Annotated in this window: 17 protein-coding genes and 1 rRNA gene; 3 read left to right on the top strand and 15 right to left on the bottom strand. The window is 75.1% G+C overall.

The genetic code is table 11. The annotated features are described in order from the left end of the window. Positions 1 to 128: 128 nt before the first annotated feature. The 7 genes from D7147_RS24555 to recN all read right to left on the bottom strand — a co-directional run bounded on the left by D7147_RS24555 (position 129) and on the right by recN (position 10,355). Complete coding sequence (locus D7147_RS24555; protein WP_233563401.1) at positions 129 to 2,558, bottom strand: hypothetical protein; 2,430 nt, start codon at positions 2,556 to 2,558, stop codon at positions 129 to 131. After that, positions 2,558 to 3,724, bottom strand: coding sequence for a glycosyltransferase family 4 protein (locus tag D7147_RS24550; RefSeq protein ID WP_120681676.1), 1,167 nt, complete (start codon positions 3,722 to 3,724; stop codon positions 2,558 to 2,560). The genes D7147_RS24555 and D7147_RS24550 overlap by 1 nt, the downstream gene beginning before the upstream one ends. Beyond that, positions 3,721 to 5,415 carry a murein biosynthesis integral membrane protein MurJ gene (gene murJ, locus D7147_RS24545; RefSeq protein WP_120681990.1) on the bottom strand — a complete coding sequence of 565 codons (1,695 nt, stop codon included), beginning with the start codon at positions 5,413 to 5,415 and terminating at the stop codon, positions 3,721 to 3,723. Before murJ ends, D7147_RS24550 begins: the two co-directional genes overlap by 4 nt. A gap of 1 nt (position 5,416) precedes the next feature. Then, positions 5,417 to 6,283, bottom strand: coding sequence for a hypothetical protein (locus D7147_RS24540; RefSeq protein ID WP_120681674.1), 867 nt, complete (start codon positions 6,281 to 6,283; stop codon positions 5,417 to 5,419). 49 nt (positions 6,284 to 6,332) lie between these two features. Next, positions 6,333 to 7,274 carry a copper transporter gene (locus D7147_RS24535; protein WP_120681672.1) on the bottom strand — a complete coding sequence of 314 codons (942 nt, stop codon included), beginning with the start codon at positions 7,272 to 7,274 and terminating at the stop codon, positions 6,333 to 6,335. A gap of 25 nt (positions 7,275 to 7,299) precedes the next feature. Beyond that, a complete protein-coding gene (gene steA, locus D7147_RS24530; protein ID WP_120681670.1) occupies positions 7,300 to 8,478 on the bottom strand; it encodes a putative cytokinetic ring protein SteA in 1,179 nt (392 codons plus the stop codon). Positions 8,479 to 8,597: 119 nt separating this feature from the next. After that, the gene (gene recN, locus D7147_RS24525) at positions 8,598 to 10,355 is read right to left on the bottom strand and encodes a DNA repair protein RecN (protein ID WP_120681668.1); all 1,758 of its coding nucleotides are present in this window, start codon (positions 10,353 to 10,355) and stop codon (positions 8,598 to 8,600) included. Positions 10,356 to 10,425: 70 nt separating this feature from the next. Between recN and D7147_RS24520 the strand changes: the two genes are divergently transcribed. Then, positions 10,426 to 11,412: a helix-turn-helix domain-containing protein gene (locus D7147_RS24520; RefSeq protein ID WP_120681988.1), complete on the top strand. Its 987-nt coding sequence runs from the start codon at positions 10,426 to 10,428 to the stop codon at positions 11,410 to 11,412. Between the two features lie 46 nt (positions 11,413 to 11,458). On the opposite strand, the gene D7147_RS24515 is transcribed toward D7147_RS24520, so the two are convergent. From D7147_RS24515 to D7147_RS24495, 5 genes are all read right to left on the bottom strand, one after another. Then, positions 11,459 to 15,175: a S8 family peptidase gene (locus D7147_RS24515; RefSeq protein WP_120681666.1), complete on the bottom strand. Its 3,717-nt coding sequence runs from the start codon at positions 15,173 to 15,175 to the stop codon at positions 11,459 to 11,461. Positions 15,176 to 15,364: 189 nt separating this feature from the next. After that, positions 15,365 to 16,249, bottom strand: a complete 885-nt coding sequence (locus D7147_RS24510; RefSeq protein ID WP_120681664.1) for an NAD kinase — start codon at positions 16,247 to 16,249, stop codon at positions 15,365 to 15,367. A gap of 94 nt (positions 16,250 to 16,343) precedes the next feature. After that, entirely contained in the window at positions 16,344 to 17,198 is an 855-nt protein-coding gene (locus D7147_RS24505) for a TlyA family RNA methyltransferase (RefSeq protein ID WP_120681662.1), read from the bottom strand. 13 nt (positions 17,199 to 17,211) lie between these two features. Continuing rightward, positions 17,212 to 17,496, bottom strand: coding sequence for a hypothetical protein (locus tag D7147_RS24500; RefSeq protein WP_120681986.1), 285 nt, complete (start codon positions 17,494 to 17,496; stop codon positions 17,212 to 17,214). Between the two features lie 28 nt (positions 17,497 to 17,524). Next, positions 17,525 to 18,181: a phasin family protein gene (locus D7147_RS24495; RefSeq protein WP_120681660.1), complete on the bottom strand. Its 657-nt coding sequence runs from the start codon at positions 18,179 to 18,181 to the stop codon at positions 17,525 to 17,527. Between the two features lie 113 nt (positions 18,182 to 18,294). Here D7147_RS24495 and D7147_RS24490 point away from each other — a divergent pair, with 113 nt between their 5' ends. Continuing rightward, a complete protein-coding gene (locus tag D7147_RS24490) occupies positions 18,295 to 18,633 on the top strand; it encodes an SCP2 sterol-binding domain-containing protein (protein ID WP_120681658.1) in 339 nt (112 codons plus the stop codon). A gap of 18 nt (positions 18,634 to 18,651) precedes the next feature. Here D7147_RS24490 and D7147_RS24485 read toward each other — a convergent pair whose 3' ends face one another. Together D7147_RS24485 and D7147_RS24480 are read right to left on the bottom strand one after the other, a co-directional pair. Then, positions 18,652 to 19,671, bottom strand: a complete 1,020-nt coding sequence (locus D7147_RS24485) for an HAD-IIA family hydrolase (protein ID WP_120681656.1) — start codon at positions 19,669 to 19,671, stop codon at positions 18,652 to 18,654. Continuing rightward, positions 19,668 to 20,738, bottom strand: a complete 1,071-nt coding sequence (locus D7147_RS24480) for a tetratricopeptide repeat protein (protein ID WP_407663388.1) — start codon at positions 20,736 to 20,738, stop codon at positions 19,668 to 19,670. The genes D7147_RS24485 and D7147_RS24480 overlap by 4 nt, the downstream gene beginning before the upstream one ends. Here D7147_RS24480 and D7147_RS32190 point away from each other — a divergent pair. Continuing rightward, entirely contained in the window at positions 20,697 to 22,250 is a 1,554-nt protein-coding gene (locus D7147_RS32190) for a hypothetical protein (protein ID WP_147437437.1), read from the top strand. The two genes, D7147_RS24480 and D7147_RS32190, sit on opposite strands and share 42 nt — an antisense overlap. Before the next feature lie 226 nt (positions 22,251 to 22,476). Here the strand turns inward: D7147_RS32190 and rrf are convergent. Beyond that, positions 22,477 to 22,593, bottom strand: a 5S ribosomal RNA gene (gene rrf, locus D7147_RS24470). Positions 22,594 to 22,600 lie beyond the last annotated feature (7 nt).

Genomic DNA, 22,600 nt, shown 5'->3' with positions numbered 1-22,600 from the left:
CAGAACGCCGAGCCGATCAGCAAAGTGATCACGCGATCCACGGGATTCCACGGTAACACCTCGACGGCGGGGGGAAGCAGCCCGTACCGAGGTCACCGGCCGACGCCGGAGCGCCGGAGCACGGTCGGTCAGCGGGTGGTCACCTGGCGCGACGTACCCGGCGTCGGTCGTGGTCCCGGAACCGTCCCCGGCCGGTCGGCGCGGGCCTCTCCCGGCTCCGCGGCCTCGCCCACGTTCCCGGCCGAGGCGGCCGTAGCTTCCGGGGCGGCGCCACCGGCCGGCCCGTCCGACGTCGCCGTCCCGGACGGGGCGGATCCGGCGCCCCGGCTGCCGGTCGTACCACCCGCGCCGCTCGGTCCACCGTCGCCGAGCGGCCCGTCGCCGCCGGTGCCGCCGCCACCGTCGGCGCCCGGCCCGTCCTCGCCGGCCACCCCCGAGCCCACCGGGCGGGGACGGCCGGTGGCCGGCACGGTCCGGTCGGTCGAGTGATCCAGCACCCGCAGTGCGGCGAGCGCCGCCATCGGCACCACCAGCGCGGCCGCGGCGCCCGCCACGTCCAGCGCCACGCTGCCGAGCACACCGCCGATGACGGCCGCCACCGCCGTGCCGGCCATCGCCGCCCGCATCGCCGGGTAGATGCCGAAGAGCCGCATCAGCCCACCCCAGGGCTGCAGCAGGGCGAACCACACCAGCAGCGCGCCGGCCAGGGCCAGCACGGTCAGCGGACTGCTCACCAGCGTGTCGAAGTTGGCGGTGCTGAAGCGGTGCAGGGTGAGCCCGCCGGTGCCGTCGCCGAAGGCGGCCAGGAAACGGCCCAGGCTGCCCCGCTCCACCGCCGGACGGCGCAGGTCCAGCACCGCGAGACCGATGGTGACCCCGAGCGCCGCCATCACCGCCCAGGCCAGGCGGCTCACCGTCAGCCAGCCACCGGCGCTGATCACCGCCGCGACGCTCAGCCCGGCGGTCAACGCGATCGCCCCGATCGGGTCGGCGCCGAGGTACGGGCTGCCGATGATCACCACGGCGAGGCCGGTGACCCCCACCATCACCGCCGGCCGCCAGCCCCGGCGTACCTGCTGGGCGAGCCAGCCCGCGCTCAGCAACGCGGCGGCCAGGAAGACCCCCAGCCCGACGGTGCCGAGCCCCGCGTACCGGCCGCCCGCCTGCGCCGAGTAGCCGACCACCCCGTTGAGCTGCAGCCGCGCCCCGGTCAGCACGTCGACACCCACGACGAGCGCGGTGAGCCCGGCGACCACGCCCAACGGTCCGAGGGTGCTGTGGTAACCCCGCGCGAACCGGACCGTGGCGGTGCCGGCGACCACCAGCAGGGCGGTCACCCCGGCGAACGTCAGGCCGGGCCGCTCCGCCCGCCACCACGGCACCGCGTCGGCGAGCAGCGCGGCCGGCACCGCGAGCGCAGCGGCGACGAGGAGCAGCTCCACCACCGCCACCACCCGCTGCGGGACCGGCGCCGGACCGTGCGGGCCGGCGTGCCGGCGGGCCCTGCGCAGCAGCGGCAGCACCACCACGGCCAGCAGCATCAGGGCCGCGGCGAGCAGCGTGTAGAACCAGGCGGCGACGCCCCGCTGGTTCGCCGCCTCCCGCTCGGCGTCCAGCGGCTTGGCGATCGCGTCGGCCAGGTCGGGACGACCGTCGACCGCGAAGGCCGGGCGTCCCACGAAGAGCCGCTCCGGCATCGGGCGGCCCAGCGCGGCCAGCGCCGTCGGCGCCAGGTCGACGAGCTGCAGGTACCCGTCGCGACCGGTGGTCGCCGAGGTCAGCCAGCCCCGCTCCCAGCCCGGGCCGTCGGCCACCGCCACGTGCAGCCGGGCCGACCGGTCGGTGTCCGACACCCCGGCGACCACCACCAGCGAGTGCGGCGGACGGGCGGCGAGCACCCGGGCCAGCTGCGCGTCGGCGGTACGGGCCGCCGCCGCCCGCTGCTCCTTGGTGTTGCCCGTTACGGTGCCGAGGTCGACGATGCTGAGCACGCACGAGCCGAGCAGTGCGGTCGGGTCGTCCGGCAGCGCCGGCGCGTACCGGTCCACCCGGCCGAACGGACGGGCGGCGGCCACGGCCGCGCCGGGACCGACCGCCACCGAACAGCGCACCGACTCGGCGAGCGATCCGGGCACGGCGCCCCAGGGCAGCTGTTCCTGGTTGTAATGGACCACGCTCTCCTGCTCGGGCAGGTTCGCCCCGGTGCCATCGGGCCGCTCCACCGCCACCGTCCGTGGCGGGCAACTGCCGGCGGGCCGGTTGCCGTTCCACGAGGCGAAGCTGCCCGCACCGAGGGTCAACCAGCCGTCCTCCGGGCAGGTGGGGCGGTGCGCCGAGCGGACCGAGAGGGAGCCGATCGAGCCCCGCTCGGCCATCCGCCACAGCGTGGGGGTGGTCCGCGGGTCCACGTCCTCCCAGCGCAGGCCGGCGACCCCGGCGACGACCACGAAGTCGGCGGTGCGGGGCGGGGCGCTGCGCTGCGGCCGCGCCGCGAGCGCCGTGACGCCGAGCACCACCACCAGCAGGCTCAGCACGACGGGGGCGAGTCGGCGCAGCATCAGCGCGATCCCGTCCCGGGTGCGTCGACGTCCGCGCCGGCGGGGCCGGGGCGGGCGGTCAGCTCGGCGTAGAGCGCCGCCAGGGTGGCGACGGTGTCCGCCTCGGTGGGCCAGGTGGCCGCGTGCTCCGCACCGCGGCGACCCAGTTCGGCCCGGCGGTCCGGGTCGTCGAGGAGGTCCCGCACCGCGGCGTCGATCGCGTCAACGTCGCCGGGAGGCACCAGCGACGCCGCGTCGCCGACGAGGTCCGGCAGGCCGCCGACCGCGGTCGCCACCAGAGGTATGCCGGCGCGCAGCGCCTCCTGCGCGAAGAGCTGGCGGGCCTCCCAGTCGCTGGAGACCACGGCGAGGTCGGCGCCGGCGAGCAGGTCCGACACGTCGGTGCGGTGACCGAGCAGGGTCACCGGCGCCCGCTGCGCGGAGATCCGCGCGGCCAGCGGCAGGTACGCCGGACCGCTACCGGCGATCACCACGACCGGCGCCGGGTCGCGGGACCGCCAGCGCGCCGCCGCGTCGATCAACACGTCGTACCGCTTCTGCGGGTGCAGCCGGCCGACCGAGAGGATGAGGGGCTGCTCGGCCCGGACGCCGAACTCGGCGCGGACCGCGGCCCGGCGGCGGCGCGGGGCCGGCAACGTGGGGGCCGCGACCGGGGCCAGCCGGGCGTCGGCGGCGCCGAGCGCGGCGGCACGGTCGACCAGGTCGGCGGAGGCGCCGAGCGCGACCCGGGCACCACGAGCGACGATCCGCTCGACGAGCCGGGAGAGGGCGCCGCGCACACCGCCGGCGAGGACCGCGTTGTGCCAGGTGACCACGACGGGCGCCGCCGGCCGGGCGAGCACCGCGACCAGCCCCGCGCGCAGGCCGTGCGCGTGCACCACGTCCACCGGCGTGCCGGCCAGGGCGCGGCGCAGGGCGGCGACCGCCCGGGCGTCGCCCGGGGTGGGCTTGGCGGGGATCTCGACCGGCTGGAAACGTGCGCCGACGCCGGTGAAGTCGAACTGCTCCTGGGTGGCGGCCGGCCCGCAGACCAGCACCGTGGCGCCCCCGGCGGCGAGCCCGCGGGCCACCGACCGGACGTGCTGACCCACGCCACCGGTGCTGGAGGCGAGCAGCAGCGCCACGCTGCCCGGCCAGCCGGGTGTCGGTTCCGTCGCCGCGCTCACCCGGACACCGTCTCCTTCCCGTCACCCCGCTCCGGAGGGCTGCCGTCCTGTTCCCGTGCCGTGCCCGCGCTCTCCCGCCCACCGCCGCGCCGCAGGCGTCGCAGCACCCCGGCGAGCAGCGGTCGGACGGCCTGCCGGTCGACGAGCCAGACCACGGTGAGGAACACGACGCCGACCAGAACTCCGGACAGCATGCCCTGACCGAGTGCCGCCCCGACCGTCGGGGTGCCGTCGCCCGGCGTGTCGAGCCAGCGGAGCACGCCCACGCCGGCCAAGGCCCCGGCGAGCCCGCCGAGCAGCCCGGCCACCGCCGCCCGGGGCGTCCCGGCCAGCGCCGCGGAGCCCGCCGTGCGCCGCACCGCGACGACCAGCAGGCCGCCGAGCAGCAGCATCCCGACCGAGTTGGCCAACGCCACCGCCAACACCCGGTCCCCGGTGGGCAGGAGCGCGGCCAGCGGAAGTGCCGTGACCGGTACGGCCAGCCAGCCCACGGTGATCGCCGCGGTGGCCGGCCGGGTCGCCCCGCGGGCGTAGAGGGCGCGCGAAAGCACCGCGAAGAGGCCGTACCCGATCAGCCCCGGCGCGAATCCGGTGATGGCCGCCGCCGTCGAACCGGGATCCGCGCGATAGAAGAAGGCACCGATCGGCCCGGCGGTGCCGGCCAGCGCCGCCGCGCCGAGACAGCTGAACAGCAGCACACCCCGGACGGTCGATGACAACGTCTCCCGGAACCGCTGCTCGTCCCCGCCGGCCGACGCGGCGGCGAGCGTCGGGTACGCGGCGACGGCCAACGGCACCGCGAGCACCGCCCACGGCAGCAGGTACATCGTCTGAGCCAGGTTGAACACCTGCGGCGAGCCGGTCGGGCCGCCGGAGACCCGTTTGAGCACCACCACGAGGGCCAGCTGCTGGGCGGTGACGGTGACCGCCCCGGCCACCGCGAGCGCCCGGATCCGCGCCCGTGCGTCCGGCGCGAAGGCGTAACCCGGGCGTATGCGCAGGCGTAGCCCCCGCAGCGGGATGAGCAGTGACAGCGACAGCACCACCACTCCCAGCGTGGTGCCGCCCGACAGGATCAGCTCGCCCCCGCGACTCGCCTCTCCGATGCTCGCTCCGCGCCCCTGTGTGCCGACGAAACCGAGGTAGACCACGATCACCGTCAGGCTGGACAGCAGCGGCGCGATCACCGGCCACGCGAACCGGCGGTGCGCCTGGAGCACACCGGTGAGCACGATCCCGATGCCGTAGAGCGGCAACTGCGGGGCGAAGACCTGCAGCATTCGGGCGCCGGTGGCGAGTTCGGCGTCGGTGCGTCCCTCGCTGACCAGTCCCACGATCGGGCCGGCGAAGACCGCGACCAGCACGGCCAGCGGCACCAGCAGGGTGACCGTCCAGGTGAGCAGGGCGCCCGTGGTGGCGGCCACCGCCCGCCGGTCACCGGCGGCGATCGGCCCGGCGAGCATCGGTACGACCAGGCTCGCCAGGGCCCCACCGGCGACGATCTCGAAGATGATGTTCGGGACCGTGTTGGCGATCACGTACATGTCGCCCAGGTCGCTCTTGTCCATTACCCAGGTGAAGACGGCCGTGCGGCCGAAGCCCGCCAGGCGGCTGACCACGGTGAGGACGGCGATGAGCGCGGCTGCTCCGGCCACCCGGCCGGCGCCGGCGAGGGGGGCCGGTCTGGTCACGTCAGTCGGCGCGTCGGCCCAGCGCGTCGAGCTCACGCAACCCCGGCGTCCGCTGGATCACCTGCGTGAAGCTGACCTTCTCACTGGCGGCGGTGAGGCCGGCCAGCACGGCGAGCAGTCCGGCCCGGCCCAGCGGGCCGGTGCGGGCGGCGAGCGCGACGCCGAGCACCGCGCCGAGGGCGTTCGCACCGCTGTCCCCGAGCATCACCTCCTCGCCGAGGTCGTCGGGGAGCAGCCCGGCGGCCGCCCCGGCCGCCCCGGCGGCTATCCCGCCGTGCGGGCCGCCGGCCAGCGGGGCGCCGAGCAGCAGGCCGGACTTGAGCGCCCGCCCGGGGCGCAGGTCGAGCAGGTTGAGCAGGTTGGCGGTGCCGGCTACCACCCCGGCGCCGAGCAGCACGTCCGCGCCGCGGCCGAGCGCGCCCAGCCGTTGCCGGCGGCGGTGCCCGGCGACCCGGGGGTCGGCGGCGAGCAGCGCGGCCGCGCCGAGCCCGGCGGCGCCCACCCCGACGATCTTGACGAGGCCGGCGGTGACCCGCCCCTCCCGCAGCGCGGCGAGGTGACCGGCGAAGCCCTTGGCGGTCTTCTGCTCCGGACGGGCGCCGACCACGTCGTCGTAGAGCCCCACCGCGCCCGCGCCGAGGCCCGCCACGATCGTCGCGGCGCCGGAGGCCGCGCTGGTGGCGCCGAGCGCCGCGCCGCCGGACGCGCCGACGGCGAGCGCCGGCCCGGCCGCGAGGCTCACCGACCGGCCTCGGAAGTTGGTACGTGCCAGCGCCGGCCCGGCCGGCGAGGTACGCACCTCACGCAGCGCGTACCGGGCAGCGACCGCCCCCGCGCCGGCGGCCAACAGCCGGCCCAGCATGCTCACGCGGTCACTCCGATCGGCTCGTCGACGTCACATCCGGTCCGTGATTCGGTCACTGGGGCAGTTTAGGCAGCTGCGATTCGGCGTTGTCGCCCATGCCGTACTGACCGGCCTTCTTCTCGGTGAGCTGCTGCACCAGCGCGAGGGTGGTGACCAGCTGCCCCTGGATGGTGTTCGCGTTGTCGACCGTGGAGATCGACTGGGAGAGCACGGCGTCGCCCCGGACGATCGCCACCAGGTTGCCGCCGTCCGACCCGTTCCCGCCGACCACGATCGCGCCGGTCCGGTCGAACTGCTCGGCGACCTTCACCACCGACTCGTCCTTCTTCGCCGAGTCCTTGTCCACGTACGGCTGGCCGCTGACCACCACGACCGCCTCCGCCGGACCGCTGATCCGGTCCTCGGTGGTGAGGTAGCCCTCGTTGGTGTACGCGGCCAGCACCGCCCGGCGGTCGGCGTCGCTGACCGCCGGGACGCCCGCGCCCCGGTCGAGCAGCACGCTGGCCAGCAACGCGCTGGAGGTCTCCACGCCCTGCCCGTTGCCGGGCAGGGTGCTGGTCTGCGCGCTGGTCGGCCGGACCGCGGTCACCGCCAGCTCCAGCAGGTTGTTGTTGTTGTCCGGGTTGATGAACTTGTCCTGCAGGTCCACCCGGCCGGTGAGGTTCGCGCCGGCCATCTGGAGCATCTTCAGCACGCCCTCGGTGTGGTCCCGCCCGGTGGGTAGGCTGAGCACCAGGACCCGGCGGCCGGTGAGCTTGCCCGGGAGGACGACCTGCGACATCTCCGCCGCGAAGCCCTCCTCCGACTCCAGCTCCTTCTCCATGTTGTTGTACGCCTGGCGCATCTGCTGGTTGTCCTTGCGCAGGGCGGTGACCTGCTCCTTGAGCGAGTCGGCCACCGGCCCGTTGAGGGCGGCGGTGCCGACCACCAGGCCGATGGCGAGCGCCAGGAACACCGCGGTCAGCGACACCACGTGGTAGCGGAAATTGATCACGCTTGCAGCCTCTTGATCGTCGGAGCTAGAAGAGCTGGCCGAGCTGGAAGACGAAATTGTCCCACCACTCGGAGACCACGCCCAGGTACGCCTTTCCGACCGTGGAGACGGCCACCGCGGAGGCCATCGCGGCGACCGCCGAGAGCACCAGCAGCAGCAGCGACGAGCCGGAGATGCTCTGTCGGTAGAGCCGGCTCACGCCCTTGGCGTCGACCAGCTTGCCGCCGACCTTCAGCCGGGTGAGGAAGGTCGAGGCCATTCCGCCGCGGCCCTTGTCGAGGAACTCCACCAGGGTGGCGTGCGTGCCGACGGCCACCAGCAACGAGGCGCCCTTCTCGTCGGCGAGCAGCATCGCGAGGTCCTCGCTCGTCGCGGCGGCCGGGAAGGTCAACGCCGGGACGCCGAGCGCGGTCACCCGGGGCAGGCCGGGCGCCCGCCCGTCCGGGTAGGCGTGCACGATCACCTCGGCGCCGCAGCGCAGCACGTCGTCGGTGACCGAATCCATGTCACCGATGATCATGTCGGGGGTGTAGCCCGCCTCGACCAGCGCGTCGGCCCCGCCGTCGACGCCGATCAGCACCGGCTTGAACTCCCGGATGTACGGGCGCAGCACGTCGAGGTCGGCCTTGTAGTCGTAGCCGCGGACCACGATCAGGCAGTGCCGGCCCTGGATCTGGGTCTGGATCTCGGGTACGCCCACACCGTCGAGCAGCAGGTCCCGCTCCTGCTTGAGGTAGTCCATGGTGTTGGCGGCGAACGCCTCCAGCTGCACCGACAGCCCCTCGCGGGCGTCGGCCATCGCCTTGGCGACCGTCTCGGCGTCCTGCAGGGCGCCGTGCGCCACCGGCTCCTCGCCGACGTAGACGGTGTTGCCCTCGATCCGCACGGTGTCGCCCTCGCGGATCTGCTCGAAGATGCTCTCGCCGAGGTCGTCGAGGAGCGGGATGCCCGCGCCGATGAGCACCTCGGGACCGAGGTTCGGGTAACGCCCGGAGACCGACGGCTTGGCGTTGAGCACTGCCGCGACGCCGACGGCGACCAGCGAGTCGGCGGCCACCCGGTCCAGGTCGACGTGGTCGATCACCGCGATGTCGCCGGGGCGGAGCCGGCCGACCAGCCGCTTCGTACGGCGGTCCAGGCGCGCGGTGCCGAGGACACTGCCCGGTTCCGCGTTCCGGGTCCGGCGCAACGTGGGTAGACGCATCGTGACCATCCTGGCATGTGAGGCAGGGTTTTCTGTCGCGACATGCCTGAGCAGGGCCGCCTACCCAGGGAAGCACACCGGAGCGCAGGCTGGTGTGCTTGCGCTCACAATACCGGCGGTCACGCCCGCCTTTCCTTGGCCGCCACGGCCAGGAGCTCCTCGGCGTGAGCGATACCCAGATCCGAGTCGGGCAAACCTGCCAGCATGCGGGCGAGTTCCCGCGCCCGCTCTGTGTCCTCCACCACACGCACCCCGCTGGTGGTCACCGCACCGCCGGTGTCCTTGGCCACCACCAGATGCCGGTCGGCGAACGCGGCGACCTGCGGCAGGTGGGTGACGACCAGCACCTGGTGACTGCGGGCCAGCCGGGCCAGCCGGCGGCCGATCTCCACCGCCGCGCGACCGCCGACCCCCGCGTCGACCTCGTCGAAGACCAGGGTGGGCGGGCCGCCGGAGCCGGCGAAGACCACCTCGATGGCGAGCATGACCCGGGACAGCTCGCCGCCGGAGGCGCCCCGCTGCAACGGCAGCGACGGCGCGCCCGGATGGGCCAGCAGCCGCAGTTCGACCTCGTCGCCGCCGTCCGGGCCGACCCCGACCTCGGCCCCGTTGACCGTCAGCGTGGGCTCGGCGCGACCGGCCGGCCGGGGCAGCACCGCCACCTCGATCCGGGCGTGCGGCATGGCCAGCCCGGCCAGCTCGACGGTGACCTGCTCGGCGAAGCGCTGGGCCGCCTCCTGCCGGGACGACGACACCCGACCGGCCAGCTCCGCCACCTCGGTGGCGAGCCGCTGCCCCTCCCGCTCCAACTCGTCGAGGAACTCGTCGGAGGTGTCCAGCTCGGACAGTCGGGTGCGGGCCCGCTCCGCCCAGGCGATCACCCCGTCGACGTCGTCGGCGTACTTGCGGGTCAGCGCGCGCAGCGCCGCCCGCCGCTCGTAGAGCGTCTGCAACCGGGCCGGGTCGGCGTCGAGCGAGGCGAGATAGGTCGACAGCTCAGCGGAGACATCGGTGACCAGGGTGGCCGCCTCCTCCAGCCGCGCCGCCAGGTCACCCAGGGACGCGTCGGTGCCGGCCTGCGCCTCCAGCGCCCGCCGGGCGGCGCCGAGCAGCGCCGTGGCGTCCGGGCTGTCGTCGGCCGCCTCCGCGCCGCCGGCCACGCACTGCTGCGCGAGCTGCGCCGCGGTGCGCAGCCCCTCGGCGTGCTCCAGGCGCTGCGCCTCGGCCTTGAGCTCGTCGTCCTCGCCGGGCTGCGGATCCACTCGGGTGATCTCGTCGAGCCCCAGCCGCAGCAGATCGGCCTCCTGGTGCCGCTCGCGGGCGTTGCGCCGCCGGTCGGCCAGGTCGTCGACGACCCGCCGCCACCCGGTGTACGCCTCGCGCAGCGTCTCGAGCAGCTTCTCGTGCTCCGGGCCGGCGAACCGGTCGAGCGCGGAGCGCTGCTCGGCCGGACGCAACAGCCGCAGCTGATCCGACTGGCCGTGCACGGCCACCACCTGCTCGCCGACCTCGGCCAGCATCGACACCGGCATGCTGCGGCCCGCCACGTGCGCACGGGAGCGGCCCTCGACCGTCACCGTGCGGCTCAGCAGCACCGCGCCGTCCTCGTCCGGTTCGCCGCCGGCGTCGGTGACCCGGGCGTGCACCGTCTCGGCGACCCGGCCGGCCAGCCGCAGCCGCCCCTCCACCACGGCGCGGCCCGGCTCGGCCCGCACCCGCCCGGCGTCGGCCCGACCCCCGAAGAGCAGGCCGAGGCCGGTCACCACCATGGTCTTGCCCGCACCGGTCTCGCCGGTGATGACGTTCATCCCGCCGGTCAACGGCAGCGTGGTGTCCTCGATGACGCCCAGTCCGGTGATGCGCAGCTCGTCCAGCACAGCACCCGACAGTAGCCGCGTGGTCCGACAGTTGACCAGCCGACGACCCCACGTCGTAGTGTTCAGCCCCGTGTTTGAGGTGATCGGCCTGACCCCGGACGAGGAGCGGCTCTACCGCGCGCTCATCCAGCTCACCGCCGCGCGGGTCGACCAGCTGGTCGAACGGCTGGGCCGGCCGCGTACGGAGGTGTTGGCGCTGCTGGAGGCGCTGCGCGGCAAGGGGCTGGTACCGCCGGCCGGCCCGGACCCGGACGCCCCGCTGCGTCCGCTCGCACCCGACGCGCCGCTCGGCGCGGCGCTGCTGCGCCGGCAGGAGGCGCTGGAGTCCGCCCGCGCGGCGGTCAACCAGCTGACCGAGGAGTACCGGGCCGGGATGCGCCGCCACGACGCCGCGCACCTGGTGGAGGTCGTCCACGGCGCCGCGGCGCTCCGGGAACGCCTGCGTGACCTGCAGAACGGCGCCCGCCACGAGGTGTTGTGGTTCTGCCGGGCCAACCCGCTGGCCATGCCCGGGCAGGACAACCTCGAGGAGTTCGACGCACTGGCCCGCGGGGTGCGCTACCGGGCCGTCTACGAACGGGAGATGCTCCTCGAACCCGGCGCGCTGGAGGACCTCGAGCGGGGCGTACGCGCCGGTGAGCAGGCCCGCCTGCTGGACCGGCTGCCCGTGCGGCTGGCCATCGTGGACGGCCGGACGGCGATCTGCCCGCTGGTGCCCGACCGGGCCAGCGGCGAGACGAGCGCCGCGGTCATCGGCCGCAGCCAGCTGCTCGACGCGCTGCTCGCCCTCTTCGAGAGCCACTGGCGCATCGCCACGCCGCTGCGCTCGACCGGCACACCACCGCACGAACCGGGCGGCGACGACTACCGGCCGGACACCGACGAGATCCGGCTGCTCGCGCTCTTCGTGGCCGGCGTACCGGACAAGTCCATCGCCTCCCAGCTGGGGGTGAGCCGCCGTACCGTCCAGCGGCGGCTGGCCGACCTCATGACGGCCGCCGGGGTGGACACCCGGCCGGGGCTGGCCTTCCAGGCCGCCCGCCGCCGCTGGCTCTGAAGACCGGTCCGGGGGCGGGACGGTGACCGTCCCGCCCCCGGTCGCGTCAGCGCAGGCCGTACGCGTCGATCACGGTCTGCTCGACCGTGCTGCCGGCGCGGTCGCCGGCGTGCACCCGCAGCGACACCGTGCCGTGCCCGGCCGGCACCGTCGCCGTGAACCGGGTGCCCGAGCCCTTCACCGGCACCGACCGCCAGCGGTGGCCGCCGTCGAAGGAGACCTCCACCCGCAGGCTGGTGCCGGTCGGCCCGGCCACACCCGCCGGCTGGCGCAGGGTCAGCCCGAGCTTGTGCGCCTTACGGCCCGACACCTCACCGTGCAGGTCGGCCGGGACGTCGTAATCCACCTGCAGCAGCGGCAGCGGCTTCGCCGCGTCCCCGCTCGGCCGGGCCGACGTGAACTGCCACGCCGTCTCGGTACGCGTCGCGTACCGCCACTCCTCCGAGGAGCGCCCGGTGGTGACGTCCAGCCGGTAGCGCGCCGGGCCCGGGGTGGTCTGCACGGGCGCCCAACCAGCGGAGAGGTCGGCGATCTGCTCGCCGTCGCGGCTGAGCCGGGCCTGCCTCGTGTCCTGCTCCTCGCCGGCGCCCGCCGGGCTGAAGTGCCCGTCGGCGTCGACGAACTCGAACACCCGCAGGTCGAGGTTGTCGCCGGTCCGCGTCGGCGCCGGCCCGGTGGCCGGCACGGCCGGACGCACCACCGGGGCGTACCAGCTCGTGTCGATCCGGTCGTCCGCCTCGTACCGGCGCGGCTGCTCGATCAGACCGCCGAGCAGCGGCCCCCAGGAGTACTGCGTCTTGTGCAGCACCCGCTGCTGCCACCACGAGTCACCGGAGCTCACGAACTCCTGCCGGGTGGTGCCGGTACGCACGATCCGCTGGTCGTCGTTCCAGGAGTACTCCTGCCACGGCCGCCAGCCGAAGCGCTGCTCGGTCGCCCAGTCGAACCCGCCGGTGTCGCCGTAACGGGCGGTGACCTCGGCGGTGTTCGCCGCGGTGACCTTGTGCACGATCTTCTCCGGCACCCGCCCCTTCGACACCTGCCACACGTCGTACAGGTAGGGGCTGTCCACCGTCAACGTCAGCGCCACCGTCGCCCGGCCGCCCCGCGCCGCCGCGATCAGCTTCTGCCCGTCGTCGTACGCCACCGCCATCGCGGGGATCGGCAGGCGCTCCCCCTGCGGGTTCCAGACCGTCCAGGCGCTGAAGTCGACCGGCCGGATGATGAAGACCGCGGCCGCGCCGGCCGCCGCCGCAGCGGCGATCTGGTCGTCCTCGGCGCGGTCCGGGCTGCCCTCGACGAGGACGGCCGCGCCGCGGGCCCGGGTCAACTCGGCGGGAGTTCCGCCGCCGCCCCAGACGACCGGCAGCTTCCGCCGGCCGGCCGGCGCCGGTGAGGTGTGCATCAGGTTGATGTCCAACGGCCCGGAGACCTTGCTGAACTCGGCGTCCACCATGGGCGCGACGAGCTGCCAGCGGGAGGAGAACTCGAACTCGCCCTGCCGCACCGGCCGGGTCGGCGTGACGTTCACCTGCTGAACCGTGCTGAACGCCATCGTGCCGTGGTCGATCTGCCGGCCGTTGCCGAAGACCCGGTGCTCGTAGAAGCTGATGATCGCGCGCTGCTCGGTCGGCTTCGGCGTCTCGATCCGTACCGGGGTGCCCTTGCGCGGGTCGAGCACCACCGTGAGGTCCCGGTCGACCGTCAACTCCGGGTCGGTGACCAGTGTGAGCTGCTCGTCCAGCGGCGCGCCGTGCTCGATGAGGCCCTGCAGCAGGTACGGGCCCTCCTCGACCTGTACCTGCGACTCGCCGGGAACCCAGCCGAGGTAGTCGGACTCGGGGTGCTCGCCGAACAGGGTGAGCACCGTCGCCACGCCGGGCTGCCCCGCCATGTCCAGCGAACGCAGGGTGACGGTGTGCACCGGGCCGCTGATGGTCAGGCCGACGGCGGTGCGCACGGCGACGCCGTCCGCGCCCGTGGCCACCAGCCAGCCGCCGTGCGGGCCGCGGTCCAGCTTCGCCGGGTCGGCGCGCAGCACGACGGGCACGCTGCCGCCGGCCGGCACGGTCACCTCGGCGGCGCCGACCGACACGCCGTCGCTCTCCACCGCGCCGCTGTCCAGGTTGCGCAGCTCCAGCGCCAGGCGCAGGGTCTGCGCCGCGCCGGTGCCGTTGGTGTACGTGACGGTCCGCTCGGCCGCCGCGCCACCGGTCGCCACCCGGCCGAAGTCGGCGGTGGCCGACCCGTACACCCGCTGGCCCAGCGCCCGGGCCACGTCCACCCGGCCGCCTCCCTGCTCGAAGACGGTCAGCTCGGGGTTGCCCTTCGCGGTGCTGACCAGCGCGTCCTTGAGCTTGCCGGCGGTCCAGTCGGGGTGCTCCTGGGCGAGGATGGCGGCGGCGCCCGCGACGTGCGGGGTGGCCATCGAGGTCCCGGACGCGGTCGTGTACGCGTCGCCCACCGGCGTACCCATGGTGGTGCCGGCGGCGCGGGCCGCCACGATGTCGACCCCCGGGGCGGTGATCTCCGGCTTCAGGCCGTTGTCGCCGAGCCGCGGCCCACGGCTGGAGAAGTCGGCCAGGTCGTCGTTACGGTCGACCGCGCCGACGGTGAGCGCCGAGGTGGCCGCGCCGGGGCTGCCGACGGTCCGCGCGGCGCCCTCGTTGCCGGCGGCGATCACGAAGAGCGTGCCGGTCTCGGCGGTGAGATCGTCGACCGCCTGGCTCATCGGGTCGGTGCCGTCGGTCGGCGCGCCGCCGAGGCTCATGCTGACCACCTTCGCGCCGGAGTGGGCGGCCCACTCCATGCCCGCGATGATCCCCGAGTCGTAGCCGGAGCCCGAGTCGTCGAGCACCTTGCCGATCAGCAGCTTCGCGCCGGGCGCGACGCCCTTGCGCAGCCCGTCGGAGGCCGCGCCGCTGCCGGCGATGGTGGACGCCACGTGGGTGCCGTGCCCGTGGCCGTCCCGGGCGCTGCCGGTGCCGGTGAAGTCCTGCGCCTCGGCGATCCGCCCCGCGAGGTCGGGGTGCGTGGCGTCCACACCGGTGTCGAGCACCGCGACCTGCACGCCCTCGCCGTTCCGGCCGGCCGCCCAGGCCGTCGGCGCGCCGATCTGCGGCACGCTGTGCTCCAGCGCCGGGTGGACCCGTCCGTCCAGCCAGACCCGCTCGATGCCGGCGCCGAGCTTGGCGGTCGCGCCGGCGGTCGTACGCCCACCCGGCGTGCTCCGCAGCGCGCCCCACAACTCGTCCAGGTCGTCCTTGCCGACCCGCAGGGCGGCGCCGTTGATGCTCTCCAGCGGCCGGGCGGTGGTGGCCCCGGCGAGCGGCCGGACGCGGCCGGCGGCCGGCTGCTGGTAGCGGACGATCAGCGGCAGGACGCCCTGCGCGCTGTCGCCGTACCCCTGCGCGGCGAGCTCCTCCACGTCGAACAGGTCCGCGTCGAGCACGCCCGCGGAGACGTACGGCACGACGTCGCTGGGCAGCACCCGCAGCCCACCGTCGGCCGACACCGTCTGGAACGTGATCCGCTCGCGGCCGGGGCCGGGGCGAACGGTGGCGGCGACCCGGCCGGGGGCGGCCGGGGCGAACTCGACCTGGTCACCGGTGATCAGGGTGACGCGGGTGGGCGCGGCGCCCGGGGCGAACGGGGCGGGGTTCCCGCCGGCCGGCCGGGCGGGGTCGGCGGACGCCGGTGCGGCGAACCCGACCACCAACGCCCCGACCGCGCCGGCGGCGAGCCAGCGTGAGGGCCAGTGCATGCGATGCGCTCCTCTACTCCAGAATCGGCGCCCTCGGAGGGCGACCGATCGGAGTCTGCGACGGAGATCACCAGGCGGTCACTAGCTGACGCACGCCGCACCGGCGACATGTCGCCAGGTGGACATCTTGGCCACCCTGGAACAACCACCACGTGTCCGGCGGGTTACCGACGGCACCTGTCGCGTCGTTCAGCTACGCGAGCCCCGCCAGCCCTGCACCGGCAACCCGAACTTGGCCACCATCCGGTCGGTGAACGGACGGTCCCGCAGCCGGACGATCCGCACCGGCAGGGCACCCCGACGCACCGTCACCCGGGCGCCCGGCGGCAGGTCGTACACCCGGCGCCCGTCGCAGCTCATCACGGCGAGGGTGGTGAACGGGTCCACGGTGATCGCGAACGTCGAGGTGGGCGCGGTGACCAGCGGCCGGCTGAACAGCGCGTGCGCGCTGATCGGCACCAGCAGCAGCGCCTCCACCTCCGGCCACACCACCGGCCCGCCCCCGGAGAAGGCGTACGCCGTGGAGCCGGTGGGGGTCGCGCAGACCACCCCGTCGCAGCCGTAGCGGGACAGCGGCCGGCCGTCCACGTCGACGAGGAGTTCGAGCATCTGCGCCCGCTCCCCCTTCTCGACGCTGATCTCGTTGAGCGCCCAGGACTCGATCGTCGGTCCGCCGTCGAACTCGGCCGTGACGTCGAGGGTGAGCCGCTCGTCCACCGAGTAGTTACGCGCGACCACGTCGCGAACCGCGCTGTCCAGGTCGCCGATCTCCGCCTCGGCGAGAAAGCCGACCTTGCCGAGGTTGATGCCGAGCAGCGGAACCTTGGCGGGCCGCGCGAGCTCCGCCGCGCGCAGGAACGTGCCGTCCCCGCCGAGCGCGAAGACGATCTCGGCGCCCTCGGCGGCCTCCAGGCCGGTGACCGGCACGACACCGGGCAGATCGAGGTCGTCGGCCTCCTCGGCGACGACGCGTACCTCGAAACCAGCGGCGATCAGGTCGGCGGCGACCGCCCGGGCGTGCTCGGTGCTGCGTCGCCGACCGGTGTGGGTGACCAGCAGCGCGGTCCGGGTCATCGGGGCCGCCTCGTCGTTGCGCGACGCGAAGGGGCACCCGCGCACGCCCTGAGGCGGGCCGGCCGGCCCGCCGCGCGCCCTGCACTGCTCATGCTCACCCTGCGACCTCCTCCGCCGCCGTTCCCGGCACGTCACCGGGCGTCGCCGGGCCGAGCGGCCCGGCCGCCACCACCGCCCGCACCCGCTCCGGGTCGGCCACTGCGGCGTCCCGGCGTAACCATACGAAGAACTCCACGTTGCCACTCGGCCCCGGCAGCGGACTCGCGGCGACGTCCGCCAGGCCCAGGCCGAGCTGCGCGGCGGCCGCCGCCACGTCGAGCACCGCCTCGGCGCGCAACTCCGGGTCGCGCACCACCCCGCCGGCCCCCACCCGCTCCTTGCCGACCTCGAACTGCGGCTTGACCATCAACGCCAGGTCACCGTCGGGCCGGGTGCAGCCGGCCAGCGCCGGCAGCACCAGCCGCAGCGAGATGAACGACAGGTCGGCCACCGTCAGGTCGACCGGACCGCCGATCGTCTCCGGGGTGAGGGTGCGCACGTTGGTCCGCTCCAGGACCCGCACCCGTTCGTCGGTGCGCAGCGGCCAGGCGAGCTGGCCGTAGCCGACGTCCACGGCCACCACCTCGGCGGCGCCCGCGCGCAGCAGCACGTCGGTGAAGCCACCTGTCGACGCGCCGGCGTCCAGGCAACGCCGGCCGCTGACGGCCAGCCCGCCGAACGCTTCGAGCGCGCCGGCCAGCTTGTGGCCGCCCCGGGAGACGTACTCCGAGGTCGGGTCCGCTCCGGTGACCAGCAGCGGATCGGCGGGGTCGACCATGGCGGCGGGCTTGCGCGCCGGTACCCCGCGCAGCTGGACCCGGCCGGCCGCCACCAGTTCGGCGGCCTGCTCCCGGGAGCGGGCCAGACCACGGCGGACGAGTTCGGCGTCCAGCCGGTTGCGACGTGCCATTCGTTCTCCGGTCTCAGGCCTGGTCGATGCTGGCCAGGGTCTCGCGCAGCGTCTCGTACGCCGCCTCGTACTGGGCGATCTGGTCCGCCGGGGCGAGCGACGAGGCGTTGATCATCGCCTGCACGGCCGCGTCGACCGCCGGGTGCCCCGGCCCGTCGAGCTCCTCGACGGACGGCTGCGCCGGGCGTACGCCGGGCGGTGGGCCGGGCCGCGCGGCCGGGAGACCGCCGGGGGGCGGACCGGGCCGCGGTACCGGCGAACCGCCGGGCGGTGGACCCGGGCGGTACGGGCCGCTCACGACCGGCTCCCCGCAGCGGTCGGCCGGTTCACTCGGCCCCACCCGGCTGCTGCTTGCGAACGGCCTTCTTCGGCGGGCGCGCCGGCTCGGCGTCCCCGCCGGTCGGGCTGACGGTGCCCGGCGAACGACGCATGACGGTCTTGCCGGGCTCGGCCTTCTTGGCCACCGCCTTCTTCGCGACCGCCTTCTTCGCGACGACCGCCTTCTTCGCCGGCGGCGTGGCGACCGGGGCGGAGAGCGACCCGCTGGACGGCACCGGACCGGCCGTGGGCGGCGCCGCCGGCCCACCGGCCGCCCCGGAGTCCTGGCTTGCGGTCACCGGTGCCGGCGGCTGCGGCGGGCCGCCAGGAGCCGCCGCCGGCCGGCTCGTGCCGGCGGCGGCCGACCGCGCCTCGCGCAGCTGCCGCTCCAGCTCCTGCACCCGCCGGGTCAGCTCGGCGACCTCCTCGGCGGTGGCGAGCCCGACCCGGCCGAGCGCCCGGTCGACCTCGAAGCGGACGAGCTTGGTCAGCGCGTCGCGGTTCGCCATGCCCGTGGAGATGAGCTCCTCGCCGAGCGCCTGCAGCTGGGCGGCGCTCGTGCCACCCGAGCCGGCAAGCCGGCGCACCACGTCCTGGGCCTTCTTCCGGGGCGCCTCCGTCAGGCCCATGGCCAGCTCGAGGTAGGCGCGCCACGCGTCCTGCATGCCTGAGTCCTTCCGCGGGGCGGGGTGTGCAGGTGTCACGCTACCGGGCACCGGTGACCGGCCCGTGCGGTACGGTGCCGAGGACGGTGTGGCGCACGGTGAGGAGGCGGCGGGTGGCCAGCGTGGACGAGTGTCGACAGGCGTTGCAGGAGCTCGCCGGCCGGCTGGACCGCAACGCCGAGACGGTGCGCGAGCGCGTCGACCTGGACCGGACGCTCGCCTGCCGGATCACCGACCTGGACACCGCCTTCCACGGTCGCCTCACCGGCGGCCGCCTGATCGACCTGACCGACGGCGACGACCCGAAAGCCAAGATCGTGCTGAGCACCAGCAGCGACGACCTCGTGGCGCTCGTCGACGGCGGACTCGACATCGCCCGGGCGGTCGCCTCCCGCCGCGTGTCGATCAAGGCCAACCCGTTCGACCTGATGAAGCTCCGCAAACTGCTCTGACTCGCGCCGAGGCGTCGCTCAGGCCGAGAGGCCGAACGTCGCCAGCACCCGGGTCGCCTCCGGCGACATCGCGCGGATGGGCGGCACCGTCGACGCCGACCAGGCCGCGGCGCAGAGCGCGGCGACCGCGTCCAGCGGGGACCCGGCACCGCCGAGCTCCAGCCCGCCGTCGCGCGCCGTCACCGTCCAGCCGCCGGCCTCCGTCGGGCCGGGCACGCGTACCACCGCCGCCGGGTCGAAGAGCCCGGCCAGGTCCCGCGCGAGGTACGTGGGCCGGCGCGCCGGCTCAGCGGCGAGCAGCTCGGCCACGTCGCTGACGCCGGTGAGCACCAGCAGGCTCTCCAGCCCGGCCCGGCGGGCGCCCTCGATGTCGGTGTCCAGCCGGTCGCCGACGACCAGCGTCCGGCCCCCCTCGACGCGCCGGGCGGCGGTGGCGAAGAGCTCCGGCTCGGGTTTGCCCACCACGACGTCCGGGTCCCGGCCGAGCGCGGTCCGTACGACGGAGACCAGTGCGCCGTTGCCGGGCAGCGGACCTCGGCCGCTGGGCAAGGTGCGGTCGGTGTTCGTGGCGACCCAGATCGCACCGGCACGGATCGCCACGGTCGCCTCGGCCAGCTCGACCCAGCCGACCTGCTTTCCGTACCCCTGCACCACCGCCTGCGGCGAGTCCTCGGCCCGGTCGACCGGCACGAGCCCGACCGCGGCGATCTCGGCGCGCAGCGCCTCGGCGCCGACCACGAGCACCGGGGCGCCGGAAGGCAACCGGTCCCGCAGCAGCTCCGCAGCCGCCGCCGCGCTGGTGAGCACCTCCGCCGCCGAGGCCGGCACACCCATGCCGGTGAGCAGCTCGGCGACCTCACTCGACCGGCGGGAGGCGTTGTTCGTGGCGTACGCGACCGCCCGCCTCTCGGCGTGCAGCCGACCGACGGCCTCGACGGCGCCGGGGATCGGCCGGTCGATCAGGTAGATCACACCGTCCAGGTCGAAGACGACCTGGGCGTACCCGTCGACCAGCCGCGCCCCGACGTCTCCCGTCACCGGCTGACCGGGCCCGTCTCGTCATCGCCCACCGGGGCCTCCGCCCCGGCGCGTGCGCGGAGATCGGGGTCGTCCGGACCGCCCCGGCCGACGACGTCTTCCCGGCTCACCGGCTCGACCCCGGCCTGTCCGGTCCCGTCCTCGTCGTCCTCGTCCGAGTCGTCGTCGTCTTCGTCCGAGTCCTCGTCGTCCTCGTCGTCCTCGTCCGAGTCGTCGTCGTCCGAGTCCTCGTCGTCGTCCGAGTCCTCGTCGTCCGAGTCGTCGTCCTCGTCGTCCGAGTCGTCGTCCTCGTCGTCCGAGTCGACGTCCTCGTCGTCCGAGTCGTCGTCGTCCTCGTCGTCCTCGTCCGAGTCGTCGTCGTCCGAGTCCTCGTCCTCGTCCGAGTCGTCGTCATCCTCGTCGGCGTCTTCGTCGTCCGAGTCGGCGTCAACGTCGGCGGCGTCCTCCTCGTCGGCGTCGCCCTCGATGACCACGCCGTCGAGCTCCAGCAGCCGCTCGGCCGCGTCGGTCTCGCCGTCGGCGTCCAGCTCCGAGGCGCGGGAGAACCACTCCCGTGCCTCCTCACGGCGGTCGACCGCGAGGAGCGCGTCGGCGTACGCGTAGCGCAGCCGCGCCGCCCACGGCTCGGTGGCGTCGCCGGTCAGCTCGCGCACCTGGAGCATCGCGACAGCGGCGTCCTTCTGCCCGAGGTCGCCGCGCGCCCCGGCGGCGACGATCAGCAGCTCGATGGCGGTGGCCGGGTCGAGAGCGTCCCGGTCCGCGCCGCGGAACAGGTCGATGGCCCGCTCAGGGCGGCCGAGCGCGCGCTCACAGTCGGCCAGCACGGCGATGTGGCTCTGCACTCCGGTCATCCGGTGGTACGTCCGCAGCTCGGCGATCGCGGTCTGCCACTCACCGGCGTGGTAGGCGGCCAACCCGACCGCCTCCCGTACGGCGGCGATGCGGGACGCCAGCCGGCGGGCCGCCAGCGCGTGCGCCAGGGCCTCGGCCGGGTCCTCGTCGATCAGCACACCGGTCGCGACCAGGTGCCGGGCGACCGTCTCGGCGACCGGCTTCGCCAGCGACAGCAGCTCCGCCCGGACGTCCTTGTCGAGATCGGTCGCGACGATGTCGTCCGGCAACGCGGGAGCGGCACCGCGTTCACCCGCGGCCCGCTCCGGCCCGCCCTCAATGCGCCGATCTCCCTCGTCGCGCCGGCCACCGAAGCCGCCCTCACGCCGCCGGTCGTCGAACCGACGCTCATCCCGCTGCGACCGCTCGCCACGGAAGCCGCCGTCCCGGTCCCCACCGCGGAAACCGCCCTCGCGGCGGTCACCGCCACGGCCCTCACGGTCACCGCCACGGAAACCACCCTCACGGCGGTCACCGCCACGGAAACCACCTTCACGGCGGTCGCCGCCACGGCCCTCACGGTCACCACTACGGAAGCCACCTTCGCGGCGGTCCCCGCCACGGCCCTCACGGTCACCGCCACGGAAACCACCCTCGCGGCGCTCACCGCCCCGGAAACCACCCTCACGACGGTCACCACCGCGGAAACCGCCATCGCGATCGCCGCCCCGGAAACCACCCTCGCGACGGTCGCCGCGCGGACCCTGGTCCCGGTCACCACCGCGGAAACCGCCCTCACGGCGATCCCCGCCGCGGAAGCCCTCACGGTCGCCGCCCCGGAAACCACCCTCGCGACGGTCGCCGCGCGGACCCTGGTCCCGGTCGCCGCCGCGGAAGCCGCCCTCACGACGGTCACCGCCGCGGAAGCCCTCACGGTCGCCGCCCCGGAAACCACCCTCGCGACGGTCGCCGCGCGGACCCTGGTCCCGGTCACCACCGCGGAAACCGCCCTCACGGCGATCCCCGCCGCGGAAGCCCTCACGGTCGCCACCGCGGAAGCCACCCTCACGGCGCTCGCCGCCACGGAAACCGCCCTCGCGGTCGCCGCCGCGGAAGCCACCTTCGCGACGGTCGCCGCGGGGACCCTGGTCCCGGTCGCCGCCACGGAAGCCACCCTCGCGACGGTCCCCGCCACGGAAGCCCTCGCGGTCACCGCCACGGAAACCGCCCTCACGGCGCTCGCCACCGCGGAAGCCCGAACGGTCGCCGCCGCGGAATTCGGCGTCCCGGTCGGCAGGTCGGAAGCCGCCGGGCCGATCCCCGGAGCGGAACCCGCCGGCGCGGTCACCGCCGCGGTAGCCGCGCTCGCGGTCACCGCCCCGGAAGCCACCTTCGCGACGGTCGCCGCGGGGACCCTGGTCCCGGTCGCCGCCACGGAAACCACCTTCGCGACGGTCCCCGCCACGGAAGCCCTCACGGTCACCGCCGCGGAAGCCACCTTCCCGGCGCTCGCCGCGGGAGTCGTCCGGCCGGCCACCGCGGTAGCCCTGGTCGCGGTCGCCTCGGAAGCCACCGGAACGGTCCGTACCACGGAACCCGCCCTCACGGCGCTCCCCGCCACGGAAACCGCCCTCGCGGTCGCCACCACGGGAGCCGCCGCGGGGACCCTGGTCCCGGTCGCCGCCACGGAAACCGCCCTCGCGGCGGTCGCGGAAGCCACCCTCACGATCGCCGGCGTACCCGCGTGAGCCGCTCCGGTTGTCGCGGTCGCCGCGGTACGGCGGCCGATCGCGGTCGTCACGCCGCGGCGACCGATCACGCCCGTCCGACCGATCCGTACGGTCGTCCTGACGACGGGGGCGGTCGCCGCCCTGCGGTCCTGAACTCACGGGGTACATCCTTCCTGATTGCGCCACCTGCGGCGCCACGCAGTCGAGGGCCGACCCGGATGGGGCGGCCCTCGACTGGAAAAATGTCCGGCGGTGTCCTACTCTCCCACACCCTCCCGAGTGCAGTACCATCGGCGCTGGAGGGCTTAGCTTCCGGGTTCGGAATGTGACCGGGCGTTTCCCCTCCGCCATGACCGCCGTAACTCTAT

Origin of the sequence: Micromonospora musae, from assembly GCF_003626545.1 — a bacterium.
GTDB lineage: Bacteria > Actinomycetota > Actinomycetes > Mycobacteriales > Micromonosporaceae > Micromonospora > Micromonospora musae.
Note: the sequence above shows the minus strand (reverse complement) of the source record. Positions and strands in the feature narration are given on the sequence as shown.

Excerpts from the sequence above, each read along its gene's own strand:
- D7147_RS24555 (WP_233563401.1), bottom strand. The coding sequence starts at position 2,558 with ATGCTGCGCCGACTCGCCCCCGTCGTGCTGAGCCTGCTGGTGGTGGTG.
- steA (WP_120681670.1), bottom strand. The coding sequence starts at position 8,478 with ATGCGTCTACCCACGTTGCGCCGGACCCGGAACGCGGAACCGGGCAGT.
- D7147_RS24515 (WP_120681666.1), bottom strand. The coding sequence starts at position 15,175 with ATGCACTGGCCCTCACGCTGGCTCGCCGCCGGCGCGGTCGGGGCGTTG.
- D7147_RS24510 (WP_120681664.1), bottom strand. The coding sequence starts at position 16,249 with ATGACCCGGACCGCGCTGCTGGTCACCCACACCGGTCGGCGACGCAGC.
- D7147_RS24505 (WP_120681662.1), bottom strand. The coding sequence starts at position 17,198 with ATGGCACGTCGCAACCGGCTGGACGCCGAACTCGTCCGCCGTGGTCTG.
- D7147_RS24495 (WP_120681660.1), bottom strand. The coding sequence starts at position 18,181 with ATGCAGGACGCGTGGCGCGCCTACCTCGAGCTGGCCATGGGCCTGACG.